Annotated in this window: 11 protein-coding genes; 7 read left to right on the top strand and 4 right to left on the bottom strand. The window is 70.7% G+C overall.

The genetic code is table 11. From position 1 onward, the window contains the following. Positions 1-9: 9 nt before the first annotated feature. The 3 genes from ELQ40_RS04990 to ELQ40_RS05000 all read left to right on the top strand — a co-directional run bounded on the left by ELQ40_RS04990 (position 10) and on the right by ELQ40_RS05000 (position 3,927). Entirely contained in the window at positions 10-1,521 is a 1,512-nt protein-coding gene (locus ELQ40_RS04990; protein WP_127792697.1) for an alpha-N-arabinofuranosidase, read from the top strand. Between the two features lie 2 nt (positions 1,522-1,523). Beyond that, entirely contained in the window at positions 1,524-2,537 is a 1,014-nt protein-coding gene (locus ELQ40_RS04995; protein ID WP_240665946.1) for an arabinan endo-1,5-alpha-L-arabinosidase, read from the top strand. Between the two features lie 79 nt (positions 2,538-2,616). Next, positions 2,617-3,927: a D-arabinono-1,4-lactone oxidase gene (locus tag ELQ40_RS05000; RefSeq protein ID WP_127792698.1), complete on the top strand. Its 1,311-nt coding sequence runs from the start codon at positions 2,617-2,619 to the stop codon at positions 3,925-3,927. A gap of 19 nt (positions 3,928-3,946) precedes the next feature. Here the strand turns inward: ELQ40_RS05000 and ELQ40_RS05005 are convergent, their stop codons facing one another. Continuing rightward, complete coding sequence (locus ELQ40_RS05005; protein ID WP_127792699.1) at positions 3,947-5,440, bottom strand: hypothetical protein; 1,494 nt, start codon at positions 5,438-5,440, stop codon at positions 3,947-3,949. Between the two features lie 89 nt (positions 5,441-5,529). On the opposite strand from ELQ40_RS05005, the gene ELQ40_RS05010 reads away from it, so the two are divergent. After that, positions 5,530-6,108, top strand: a complete 579-nt coding sequence (locus ELQ40_RS05010) for a TetR/AcrR family transcriptional regulator (protein ID WP_127792700.1) — start codon at positions 5,530-5,532, stop codon at positions 6,106-6,108. Positions 6,109-6,129: 21 nt separating this feature from the next. Here ELQ40_RS05010 and moaA read toward each other — a convergent pair whose 3' ends face one another. Further along, positions 6,130-7,269 carry a GTP 3',8-cyclase MoaA gene (gene moaA, locus ELQ40_RS05015; protein WP_127792701.1) on the bottom strand — a complete coding sequence of 380 codons (1,140 nt, stop codon included), beginning with the start codon at positions 7,267-7,269 and terminating at the stop codon, positions 6,130-6,132. Positions 7,270-7,532: 263 nt separating this feature from the next. Between moaA and ELQ40_RS05020 the strand changes: the two genes are divergently transcribed. The 3 genes from ELQ40_RS05020 to ELQ40_RS05030 all read left to right on the top strand — a co-directional run bounded on the left by ELQ40_RS05020 (position 7,533) and on the right by ELQ40_RS05030 (position 10,909). Continuing rightward, entirely contained in the window at positions 7,533-8,063 is a 531-nt protein-coding gene (locus ELQ40_RS05020) for a nucleoside deaminase (RefSeq protein WP_127792702.1), read from the top strand. A 36-nt stretch (positions 8,064-8,099) separates the two neighbouring features. Beyond that, entirely contained in the window at positions 8,100-9,581 is a 1,482-nt protein-coding gene (locus ELQ40_RS05025) for an NCS2 family permease (protein ID WP_240665947.1), read from the top strand. Positions 9,582-9,655: 74 nt separating this feature from the next. Then, positions 9,656-10,909, top strand: coding sequence for an MFS transporter (locus tag ELQ40_RS05030; RefSeq protein WP_127792704.1), 1,254 nt, complete (start codon positions 9,656-9,658; stop codon positions 10,907-10,909). Between the two features lie 28 nt (positions 10,910-10,937). Here the strand turns inward: ELQ40_RS05030 and ELQ40_RS05035 are convergent, their stop codons facing one another. Further along, entirely contained in the window at positions 10,938-11,684 is a 747-nt protein-coding gene (locus ELQ40_RS05035; RefSeq protein ID WP_240665948.1) for an SDR family oxidoreductase, read from the bottom strand. Further along, positions 11,681-12,643, bottom strand: coding sequence for a xanthine dehydrogenase accessory protein XdhC (gene xdhC / locus ELQ40_RS05040; protein ID WP_127792705.1), 963 nt, complete (start codon positions 12,641-12,643; stop codon positions 11,681-11,683). Before xdhC ends, ELQ40_RS05035 begins: the two co-directional genes overlap by 4 nt. Positions 12,644-12,657 lie beyond the last annotated feature (14 nt).

Genomic DNA, 12,657 nt, shown 5'->3' on the forward strand with positions numbered 1-12,657 from the left:
ATGAGCATCATGTCTGCAGCACGCCTGACCGTCGACCCGCACTTCGCGGTGGGCCGCATCGATCGCCGCGTCTTCGGCGGGTTCGTCGAGCACCTCGGCCGCCACGTCTACGACGGGATCTACGAGCCCGGCCACGAACTGGCGGATGCCGACGGCTTCCGCACCGACGTCATCGACCTGGTCAAGGAGCTCGGCGTCTCGACGATCCGCTATCCGGGCGGCAACTTCGTGTCGGGCTTCCGCTGGGAGGACTCCGTCGGCCCGCGCGAGGAGCGCCCGCGCCGCCTCGACCTCGCGTGGCACTCGACCGAGACCAACGAGGTCGGCATGCACGAGTTCGCCGACTGGCTCGACAAGGTCGGCAGCGACCTGATGCTCGCCGTCAACCTCGGCACCCGCGGCACGCTCGAGGCCCTGGACCTCCTGGAGTACTCGAACCTCAGTGGCGGAACGGCGCTCTCGCAGCGCCGCATCGACAACGGCCGCACCGATGCGTTCGGCGTGAAGATGTGGTGCCTCGGCAACGAGATGGACGGTCCGTGGCAGCTCGGCCACCGCTCGGCCGACGACTACGGCAAGATCGCGAGCCAGACCGCGAAGGCGATGCGCCAGCTCGACCCGTCGGTCGAACTCGTCGTCTGCGGGTCGTCGAGCGCGCACATGCCGACGTTCGGCGAGTGGGAGCGCGTCGTGCTCACGCACACGTACGACGACGTCGACTACATCTCGTGCCACGCGTACTACGAGGAGCGCGACGGCGACCTCGGCTCGTTCCTCGCGTCGGCGGTCGACATGGACCACTTCATCGAGTCGGTCGTCGCGACGGCCGACCACGTGAAGGCCGTCAACGGCAGCTCGAAGACGATCAACATCTCGTTCGACGAGTGGAACGTCTGGTACATCGAGCGGTTCCACGGGGTCGACAAGATCTCCGGCATCGACAACTGGCCGGTCGCGCCCCGCCTGCTCGAAGACGTCTACTCGGTCGCCGACGCCGTCGTCTTCGGCAACCTGATGATCTCGCTGCTCAAGCACGCCGACCGGGTCACGAGCGCGTCGCTCGCGCAGCTCGTCAACGTCATCGCGCCCATCATGACCGAGCCGGGCGGCATCGCCTGGCGTCAGACGACCTTCTTCCCGTTCTCGATCACCTCCCGGCTCGCACAGGGCGAGGCGCTCGAGTTGAAGCTCGACGCGCCGACCTACGAGACGAAGGCGTACGGCGAGGTGCCGCTCGTCGACGCGGTCGCCACGCACGACGCGGATGCCGGCCAGGCGGCCGTGTTCCTCGTGAACCGCTCGCAGACCGAGGCGATCACGGTCACGGTCGACCTCGTCGGGCTCGACGGCCTGGGCATCCGCGAGACGCTCCTGCTGGCCGACGACGACGTGTACGCGAAGAACACGCTCGACGAGCCCGAGCGGGTCGGCGTGCGGGCGAACGAGTCGGCCGCGCTCGACGGGGGCACGCTCACCGTGACCCTGCCGCCCGTCTCGTGGACCGCGGTCGGCCTCGGGTGACCGTGCACCGGCGGAGGGGCGCCGGGAGGGGGACCGCGAGGGCCGTCGGAGCGCTGATCGCGTCGGCGGCCCTCGCGGCACTCGCCGCGCTCTCCGGCTGTGCTCCCCAGGGTGCCCGCGACCTCACCGGCGACCTCACGGCGCACGACCCGGCCCTCGCCCGTGACGGCGACACCTGGTACGTCTACTCGACGGGGTCGGAGACGAGCGGCGACGGCAACATCCAGATCCGCTCGTCCGACGACGGCGCGGACTGGGTGTCGCGCGGCACCGTGTGGGACGAGCAGCCCGACTGGCTCGCTGACGCGGTCCCGGGTGTCAAGAACCTGTGGGCGCCCGAACTCGTCGAGCACGACGGCACCTGGTACCTGTACTACTCGGCCTCGACGTTCGGGAAGAACCGCTCGGTCATCGCGCTCGCGACGAACACCACGCTCGATCCCGACGACCCCGACTCCGAGTGGGTCGATCGCGGTGAGGTGATCGCCTCGTCGACGTCGGACGACTTCAACGCGATCGACGCGGGCGTCGCGACCGACGAGGACGGACGGCCGTGGATGGCGTTCGGCTCGTTCTGGAGCGGCATCCGCATGGTCCCGCTCGAATGGCCGAGCGGGCTTCGGGCCGACGACGCCGAGCCGTTGCACCTCGTCGACCGGGGCGCGCCGCCCAACGCGGTCGAGGCGCCCTACCTCGTCGAGCACGACGGCGACTGGTTCCTGTTCGTCTCGCGCGACTCGTGCTGCCAGGGCCTCGACAGCACGTACTCGATCGCGGTCGGCCGCGCCGACGAGATCACGGGGCCCTACCTCGACCGCGACGGCACCCCGATGCTGCTCGACGGGTACGAGCCCGTGCTCGAGGCATCCGGCGACCGGATCGGGCCCGGCGGGCAATCGGTGTACGGCGACACGATGGCGCTGCACTACTACGACGCGCGGCTCGACGGCGCGCACCAGCTCGCGCTCGTGCCGCTGCGATGGGATGCCGACGGCTGGCCGGTCGTCGAGTGGTGAGCCCCGTGACGCACCCGGGTAGCGTTGACGGATGCCCCGCCGACGCTGCTGAAGTCGTCGTCCCTGCTGAGGAGGAACCGTGACCGAGTCCGACGGAACCAGCGTCGAGCGCAACTGGGCGGGCAACCTCGCCTACCGAGCCGAGCGCGTGCTGCACCCGACGTCGGTGCCGGACGTCGTCGACGCCGTGCTGGCGACCGACGGACCCGTGCGCTTCCTCGGCACGCGCCACTCGTTCAACGACCTCGCCGACACGGCCGGCACGCTCATCGCGACCGACCGGCTGCCGGTGCACGTCGACACGTCGAGCGGGGGCGCGAGCACCGTTCGCGTGACGGGAGGCCTCCGCTACGGCGACCTCGCGCCGATCCTGCACGCGAACGGCACGGCGCTCGCGAACCTCGCCTCGCTGCCGCACATCTCGGTGGCGGGCGCGGTGGCGACCGGTACGCACGGCTCGGGCGACGGGATCGGTTCGCTCGCGAGCGCGGTGCGGTCGATCTCGATCGTGACGCCGTCGGCCGAGTCGCTGACGCTGACGCGTGGTACGGACCGCGACTTCGCCGGGGCGGTCGTCAGCCTCGGCGCGCTCGGACTCGTCACCGCCCTCGAGCTCGACGTCGAACCGACGTACGACGTCGCCCAGTACGTGTTCGAGGGCCCCTCATGGGACGCGATCCTCGCCGACCTCGACGCGGTGACCTCGCTCGGCACGAGCGTCAGCATCTTCACACGGTGGCTCGACACCGGCCGCGCCGACCAGCTCTGGGTCAAGCAGCGGGTCGATCCCGCGGCATCCGACGATGGCGCATCGGATGCCGCCGCGCGCCGCGACGCGGTCGCCGCGAGGCTCGGCGCCCGCGCGGCGACCGAGGCGAGGCATCCGATCATCGGACTCGCGGCCGACGCGTGCACGCCTCAGCTCGGCGAACCGGGCCCGTGGTTCGAGCGTCTGCCGCACTTCCGGCTCGAGTTCACACCGTCGGCCGGCGCGGAACTGCAGTCGGAATACCTCGTGCCGCGCTCCGACGCGGTCGCGGCGCTCGAGGCCGTGCGCGCGCTCGCGCCGCGGATCGCGCCGGTCCTGCAGGTCTGCGAGGTGCGCACGGTGCGTGCCGACGACCTGTGGCTGAGCTCCGCGTACGAGCGCGATGTCATGGGCATCCACTTCACCTGGAAGCTCGACGAGCCCGCGGTCACGGCCGTGCTGCCGGTGATCGAGGCCGCGCTGCCCGAGACGGCGCGTCCGCACTGGGGCAAGCTGTTCACGCTGCCGGCCGAGGAGATCCGGGCGCGGTACCCGCGATTCGACGACTTCGCGGCGCTCCGCGCCCGGTTCGACCCGGATCGGCGACTGGTGAACCCCTACCTGGAGCGCATCGGGCTCTGAGCCGGCCGCAGCGGATACCTCAGCGCGAGGCCCGCAGCACCAGGGTGGCATGGGGAGCGAGGGTGATCCGGCCCCCGACCACGGACTCGGTCAGCGGCTCACCCGATCCCGACCGTCGATCGACCGAGGACGACGTGGCGGGTGCATCCCACCCCTCGATCTCGACGTCGAGCGGTTCGTCTCGCTTGTTCACGAGGACGACCGTCCTCCTGCCGTCGTTCCCGGTGAACGCCTGGGCGAGCACGCGGGCGTCGGGGAACCCCGGATACCCGGTGATCGTCGGTGCGATCATGTCGCCGAGCCTGACGCTGTCGACGACGAGCTTCAGCGCGCGGTAGCGGGCGTTCGGTTCGCCCGTCTCCCAGTCGACGAGGGAGGTCCCCGGGATCATCCCCGGGTAGCCGTTGAACTCGGCGACGCCGAAGAGCGCGGCACCGAGCTCGAGGCTGCGCGCCCAGAGGTAGGTCTGCACGGCCGCGCTCAGCGCCCAGTACGCGTCCGGGATCTCCGGGTCCGGGTTCATCACGTCGGATGGGTAGGTTCCGATCTCGTTCAGCAGCATCTTCGTCTGCGGCGACAGGCGTTGCGCGATCGATCGGACGTATCGCAACTGCTCGATGAACCCGTCGGCCTGCGTGAAGAAGGCCGTCTGCCACTGGTCGAAGGGCGGGTTCCCCTCGATTCCGAACGGGTTGACGATGTCGGGCGAGGCATAGAAATGCACCGAGAACGCGTCGAGCGGGATACCCGGCGCGTGCTTCGACGGATCGAGGAAGGTCCAGAAGTACTCGGGGTCGTGGTGCACATGGCTGAGGGAAAGGCCGATGAACCGCATCTCCGGATCGAGCGTGCGCAGGCGGGAGACCACGGCGTCGTAGAGGCGCACGTAGACCTCAGGGCTCATCCGGCGGTTGAGGTCGGGCTCGCACAGCACCTCCCAGTGCGCGAACCGGTAGTGATGTCCCGATTCGTGGCGAACGCCGAGTTCGTCGGTGAAGCCGCCGGCGATGTACCAGCTGGCCAGCCGGTAGAAGTAGTCGGCGACCTCCTCGAGGGACTCGTCGCGGAAGTGCATGCCCTGCTCGTAGTCCCAGTGGATGCGGTCGGGGTCGTCGCCGATCACCACGTCTTCGCCGCCGACGAACATCCAGTGCGGGATGGTCGCGAAGTTCGCGACGACCGGGCGGCCCTCCGCGGCTTCCATGAAGTCCTCGACGTACGGATCGAGCCGGGAGAAGTCCCACGAGGTCTCTGCTGCGGTCGGCGCCCGGAGCGCAGGCACCGAGACGAGAGGGTTGGAGAACCAGGGGAGGAACCGCGCGTGGTCCACCTGGAGTTCGCGAAGGGCCTGGAACGCACGGTCGTGCGCCGGAGCGCCGCGTTCGATGGGCGGCGCAGCCCAGAGGTGCGTGGTCAGAACGGTGTCGACGGTCCGCGAGGCGTCGGTCCAGTCGACGGACACGGGAATCGCGGGTGCGTGTTCCGGCGGGGCGAGCAGTGAGTGGTCAGTCATGGCGAGTCATCTTCCGTCGAGGAGAAATGTATACAGTTGTACGGTACAAATGTATAACACGGATGTTCGCGGGGCGCTAGACTCGGCTCGTGGGTCAGCGAGAACAGTTGCTGGCAGGGGCGAGGACCTGCCTGCTCGAGCGCGGATACGCGCACACCACCGCCCGCGACATCGTGGCGGCGAATCCGGGTGCCAACCTCGCGTCGATCGGCTACCACTTCGGGTCGAAGGACGCCCTGATGATCGCCGCGGTGCTGCAGCTCATCGAGGAATGGGGCGACCGCATCGCCGAAGCTGCCGACGGCGCGGCGGGAAACACGCCCGGCGAACGCCTGGAACACTTCATCCGAGGTGTCCTCGCCGCAGGGCCGCAGGAGCGCCAGGTGATCGCCGCCAGTGTGCAGGCCTATGGTCAGGCAGCGTTCTCGGATGTGGTCCGGGAGCAGTTCAGGAGCACGTACGAACGCGCCCGCGTCGACCTCGCCGCCCTGATCCTCGGTGTGCCCGCGGAGCACTTGAGCGACGATGATGCGGCGTCGGTCGGCTCGGTCGCGCTCGCCCTCATCAACGGTGCGACCCTGCAGTGGCTCATCGACCCCCTGGCCGCCCGTGGATTCGACGACCTGGCGCCCACGCTGGCGCGGATCGGCACACCTGCGTCGGCCTAGGCGTCCGTCGCGCGAACGGGCCTACCCGCCGATGTAGCTCATCTCGACGCGCTGGCGCGACGCGCGCAGCTCGGGCGTGAGCGACGAGCGCACCTCGGAGTAGCGGTCGTCGCGCGTGCCCCAGATAGCTCCCAGCGCTTGGGAGAGCTCGTCGTCGGAGGCGCCGCCGCGCAGGAGCGCGCGCAGGTCGTGGCCGTCGGTCGCGAAGAGGCAGGTGAACAGCTTCCCCTCGGTCGACAGGCGTGCGCGATTGCAGGTGCCGCAGAAGGCGTTCGTGACGCTCGAGATCACGCCGATCTCGCCCTCGCCGTCGGCGTACCGCCAACGGGCGGCGGTCTCGCCCGGCGCGGTCGGCGCGGCGGGTTCGAGGGGGAGTTCGCGGCCGATGCGCTCGACGATCTCGCTCGACGGCACGACTTCGTCGAGCGACCAGCCGTTGGAGTTGCCGACGTCCATGTACTCGATGAACCGCAGCGTGTACGGCGTGCCCTTGAAGTGACGGGCCATCGGCAGGATCTCGTCGTCGTTCATGCCGCGCTTGACGACCATGTTGAGCTTGATCGGCCCGAGGCCGGCTGCGTGCGCGGCGTCGATGCCGTCGAGCACCCGGCCGACGGGGAACTTGACGTCGTTCATCGCCTGGAAGCGAGCGTCGTCGAGCGAGTCGAGCGAGACCGTCACGCGCGAGAGCCCGGCGTCGCGCAGCGACTGCGCCTTGACCGCGAGGGCCGCGCCGTTCGTCGTGAGCGCGATCTCGAGCGGGCGTCCGTCGGGGGTGCGCAGCTCCGCGAGCTGGGCGATGAGCTCCTCGATGCCGCGGCGCAGGAGCGGCTCGCCGCCGGTCAGGCGCAGCTTCTCGACGCCGTGCGCGGCGGCCGCGCGCGCGATGCGGGTGATCTCCTCGAAGCTCAGCAGCTCGTCGCGGTCGAGGAACGCGTAGTCGCGCCCGAACACGGACTTCGGCATGCAGTAGACGCAGCGGAAGTTGCAGCGATCGGTGATCGAGATGCGCAGGTCGCGCAGGCCGCGTCCGCGGCGATCGGTGAGGCCGGACGACGGCAGCCGGGTGATCGTCCGCGCACGCGAGTGGCCGGGGTCCGTCGGAGCGGAATCCGGTGTGGTGGGCGCGGCAGGCGCGATCGCGGGATCGGTGAGGGTCATCGTCGTCGTCTCGGAGTCGACAGGAGTCGAGGACTCCAGTCCACACCATTTGACCACGTTCCGGGCAATTTCACGATCCAGAAAAAAGATTTCGAAAAACTTGGCATTCCCAGCATCCGTTGGTACTGTCGACGACGTCGCCCACCCCACGAAGCGCCGGCGACCCATCCACCAGACGGAACACCGCCGCCGGATCGACGAGGATCCAACTCCCATCTGGGATGCCTCGCTGAGCCGGCACGTGCAGCAAGGAAGCTCTCCCCATGGAAACGATCGGCATCACCCTCCCGCCCGCCGCAGGCGCATCCGACGGCGAACGTCTCGCCGCCGACTACCTGCTCCGTGCGGTGGACATCGCCACCGAGAACGTCCGCAACAGCGGCGGCCCGTTCGGAGCCATCGTGGTCTCCGCCGACGGCCGGGTCTTCGAGGGCGTCAACCGGGTGACCGCGAACCTCGACCCGTCGGCGCACGCCGAGGTGACGGCGATTCGCAACGCCTGCCAGGGGCTCGGCACGTTCGACCTCACGGGCGCGACGCTCTACACGAGCTGCGAGCCCTGCCCGATGTGCCTCGCGACCTCCCTCTGGGCGCGTCTCGACCGCGTGTACTTCGCCGCCGACCGCGACGATGCCGCCGACGCCGGGTTCGACGACGCCGTCTTCTACCGCTACTTCGAGGGCGGCCCGGAAGACCGACGGATCATGCCCGTGGATCGGATCCCCCTCGATGACGAGCGCAGGGTCGCGCCGTTCACCGAGTGGAACCAGAACACCACCCGCATCGACTACTGACTTCGACCTCGGTCGAACCTCATCTGGAGGCAACACGTGTCACAACCCACAGCCGTCGACGACGGCACGGACAACGCGGCCCCGAAGCAGGAGAACGGCAAGGCGCCGAGCGCCTTCGACCGCTTCTTCGAGATCACCCGCCGCGGCTCGACCGTCTCCCGCGAGATCCGCGGCGGCGTCGTCACCTTCTTCACGATGGCGTACATCGTGATCCTCAACCCGCTGATCCTGGGTGGCGAGAACGCCACCGACGTCTCGGGCCAGTTCCTCAACCCGGCACAGGTCGGCGCCGTGACCGGCCTGACGGCCGGCCTCATGACCGCCCTGTTCGGCATCTTCGCCCGGATGCCCTTCGCGATCGCCGCGGGCCTGGGCATCAACTCGTTCCTCGCCGTCTCGGTCGTCGGGCAGGTCACCTGGGCCGAGGCCATGGGCCTCGTCGTCATCAACGGCGTCATCATCGTGCTGCTCGGTGCCACCGGCGCGCGTACCGCGATCTTCCGCGCGGTGCCGCAGGCGCTGAAGGCCGCGATCACGGTCGGCATCGGCCTGTTCATCGCCTTCATCGGGTTCGTCGACTCCGGCTTCGTCACGCGCACCCCGGGCGGCCCGCCCGTGCAACTCGGCGACGGCGGCTCGATCGCATCCGTGCCGACGCTGGTCTTCCTCGTCACGCTCGTCGTCATCGGCATCCTGGTCGCCCGGCGCGTGCCCGGAGGCATCCTGATCGGCATCGTCGTCGGCACGGTCCTCGCGATCGTGGCGCAGTCGATCCTGAAGCTCGGCCCGAGCTTCAGCGACCCGGGCGGCTGGCACATGACCATCCCCGAGCTGCCGACGTCGATCGTCACGATCCCCGACTTCGGCCTCGTCGGCCAGTTCGACCTGTTCGGGGCGTTCGGTCGGATCGGCGCGCTCGCGGCCGTGATGCTCATCTTCACCCTCGTGTTCACGAACTTCTTCGACGCGATGGGCACGATGACCGGTCTCGCGAAGAACGCCGGACTCGCGCAGAAGGACGGCACGTTCCCCCGCCTGCGCTCGGCGTTCGTCGTCGAGGGTGCCGGCGCCATCATCGGCGGCGCGACGTCGAGCTCGTCGGCGACGGTGTACGTCGACAGCGCGGCGGGCATCGGCGAGGGTGCCCGCACGGGCCTCGCCTCGCTCGTCACCGGTGGCCTGTTCTTCCTGTCGATGTTCCTCACGCCGCTCACCCTCGTCGTGCCGATCGAGGTCGGCTCGGCTGCCCTCGTGGTCGTCGGCGCGATGATGATGGCGCAGGTCAAGGAGATCAAGTTCACGAACTTCGCGGTCGCCCTCCCGGCGTTCCTGACGATCGTCACGATGCCGCTGACGTACTCGATCGCGAACGGCATCGGCGTCGGGTTCATCTCGTGGGCGCTCGTGAACGCCGCGGCCGGTCGTGCCCGCAAGGTGCACTGGCTGCTGTGGGTCGTGGCGGCGGGCTTCCTGCTCTACTTCGTCCGCGGACCCATCGAGGCGCTCCTCGGCGCGTAGCATCCGAAGTACCAGCCCACCGCCGCCCCGGCAGGTTCGCCTGCCGGGGCGGCGGTGCGTCCGACAGGAGTTCCATGGATCCGCATCCCGCACCCGCCGACCGATCGGATGCCCCCGCGCCCGAGGCCGTGCGGCCCGTCTCGGTCTGGCGGGCGCCCGGCATGCCGCCGCTCATCGCGACGGTCGCGCTCGCGTTCGCCGGGTACTCGGTGCTGCTGCCCGTCGCCCCGCTGTGGGCCGTGTCGGGCGGGGCGGATGCCGCGGGCGCCGGCTTCGTCACGGGCGTGTTCATGCTCGCCACCGTGCTCGCGCAGGGGTTCGTGCCCGCCGCACTCCGACGGTTCGGGTGGGGCCCGGTGCTCGTCGTCGGCCTCGTGCTGCTCGGCGCCCCGGCCCTCGGCTACCTGCTCTCCGCCGAGCTCGGGCCCGTGCTCGCCTGGTCTGCGGTGCGCGGCATGGGGTTCGCGGTGATCACCGTCGCCGGCAGCGCCGCCGTGGCCGAGCTCGTCGAACCCGCGCGGCGGGGACGGGCGATCGGCGCGTTCGGACTCGCGATCGCGGGGCCGCAGGTGATCGTGCTCCCCCTCGGGCCGTGGCTCGTCGAGCAGTTCGGCGCCCCGGTCGTGCTCGCCTGCGGTGCCGTGCCCGTGCTCGGCATCGCGCCCGCGCTCGTGCTGGCGGCGCGCATCCGGGCTCGCCCGCCGCATCCCCCCGCCGAGCACCTCGAGCACGGACACGTGTTCGCGCGCTTCCGCGGTCTGGTGCCCCCGGTGGTGCTGCTGCTCGGCGCCACGCTGGCGGGCGGGGCGATCATCACGTTCCTGCCGCAGATGCTCGACGACGCGTTGCTGGTCACGGTCGGGCTCGTGCTGCTGACGGCGACCGCCGCGCTCACGAGGTGGCTCGTGGGCGGGCTGGCCGATCGCCTGGGTCCGTCGAGGCTGACGTGGCCGCTCGTGATCGTCGCCGTCGTCGGACTCACGATCGTGGCGGCAGCGGTTGCGCCCGGGCTCCTCACCCAGGGCGTTGCCGGTGCCGCCGTGCCCGTCGGGGCCGTGCTGATCGGCATCGCCTACGGCGGGTTGCAGAACCTCACCCTCGTGCAGTCGTTCTCCGCCGTGGCGCCGCGCGACGCGGTCGTCGCCTCCGCAGCGTGGAACGTCGGCTTCGACGCGGGCACCGGCCTCGGGGCCGTCGTCACCGGAGCCATCGCCGCGGCGACCGGGTTCGGCTGGGCGCTCGCCGCCGCCGCCGCCGCCGCGATCACGCTGTGCACTCTGCCGTTCGCGTTCGTGCGGGCACGTCGGCGCGGGTCGGCGGAGGCCTGAACCGCTCGAGCGCCGACCGGCTCGGGGCTTAGCCCCGTCCGATGTACGGCATGCCCGCGGCGGTCGCGGTGAGGTTCGGCACGCTCGCCTCCGCGGGCAGTTGCGCGATGGCGAGCACCAGGGCCGCGACGGCCGAGACATCCATCGTCGGCTCGACCGCACGCGACCCGTCGGCCTGCAGGGCGCCGTCGCCGACGAGTGCGTCGATGAGCTCGGTACGGGCGTTGCCGAGGTCGAGCTGGGTGCACGTGATGCCGTGCCGGCGTCCGTCGAGCTCGATCGTCTTGGAGAGCCCCGCGATCGCATGCTTGGTCGTCGTGTAGGCCGCCGATCGCGGACGAGGCACCTGGGCCGACACCGATCCGTTGTTGATGATGCGCCCGCCGCTCGGCCGCTGCGCCGACATGCGCCTGAAGGCCTCGCCCGCGCAGAGCACCGCGCCGGTGAGGTTCACCGCCAAGGTCGCCTGCCAGTCGTCGGGCGAGAGTTCACTGACGTCGGCGGCCGGGCCGAACACGCCCGCGTTGTTGAAGAGCAGGTCGAGGCGGCCGAACCGCGACTCGTGGCGCGCGAACAGGTCGGCGACCTGTGCGGCGTCGGTCACGTCGGTCGGTACGACGAGTGCCGTCCGGCGCCCCGCCGCGGTCGCGTCGAGCGGTGCGGGACGTCGCCCGGCGAGCGTCACGTGCCAGCCGGCGTCGAGCAGGGCCGCCGCGCAGGCGCGGCCGACGCCGCTGCCGGCACCGGTCACGACCGCGGTGCGCGGCGCGGTCACGATTCGGCGCCCGCCGCGGCGGCCGAGCCGCGAGCGGCGGCATCCGATTCGGTGTCCGAGTTCGCCCGAGTGCCGGCATCCGACCCCGGCGCGGCATCCGGCGCCGCATCCGACCCCGGCGCGGCATCCGATTCGGATGTCGCTGCGCCCGCCTCGACGAGCTGCAGGATCTTCGCGGCCACGCTCACCGCGATCGTCGCGGGAGCCTTGCCGGCGACCTCGGGGATGCCGATCGGCGTCGTGACCCGTTCGAGCGAACGGTCGTCGTGGCCGAGGTCGCGCAGCTTCACGCGGAACCGCGACCACTTCGACGCGGAGCCGATGAGTCCGATCGAGCCGAGCCCTTCGGCGCGCAGCGACATGTCGGTGATCGCGAGGTCCTCCACGTGGTCGTGCGTCATGATCAGCACGTGCGCGCCCGCCGGCAGGTCGGCGATCGCCGACTCGGGCACGGGCGCATGCCGCACGGTCACCGAGGCGACCGCGTCGGCGAGCACGCCCGAGCGCCCTGGAACGCCGATGCGGTCGGGCGCGAGCATCTCGGCGCGCGAGTCCACGAGGTGCAGGTCGAGCTCCTGTCGCGAGAGGATGCGGGCGAGCTCGAGTCCGACGTGCCCGACGCCGAAGATCGCGACGGCGGGCACGACCCGCACCGGTTCGAGCATCATCGTGACCTCGCCTCCGCAGCACTGCACGCCGTAGTCGGTGTTCGCCTTGTCGCTGAGCGTCAGCGTGAGCAGTTCGGGCTCGGCGGCGCCCGAACCCAGCAGGTCGTGCGCGCGCTCGATCGCGGTCTGCTCGAGGTTGCCCCCGCCGACGGTGCCGAAGACGCCGTCGGGGGAGACCACCATCTTCGCGCCGCCGTTGCGCGGCGCGTGCCCGCGCACCATGGCCATCGTCACGACGACGGCCGGCAGGCGCGCGGCCCGCAACCGGTGGAGCTCGTCGATCCAGTCCATGGTGCGCGAACCCC

The sequence above is a fragment of the Agromyces sp. LHK192 genome, assembly GCF_004006235.1.
Lineage (GTDB): Bacteria > Actinomycetota > Actinomycetes > Actinomycetales > Microbacteriaceae > Agromyces.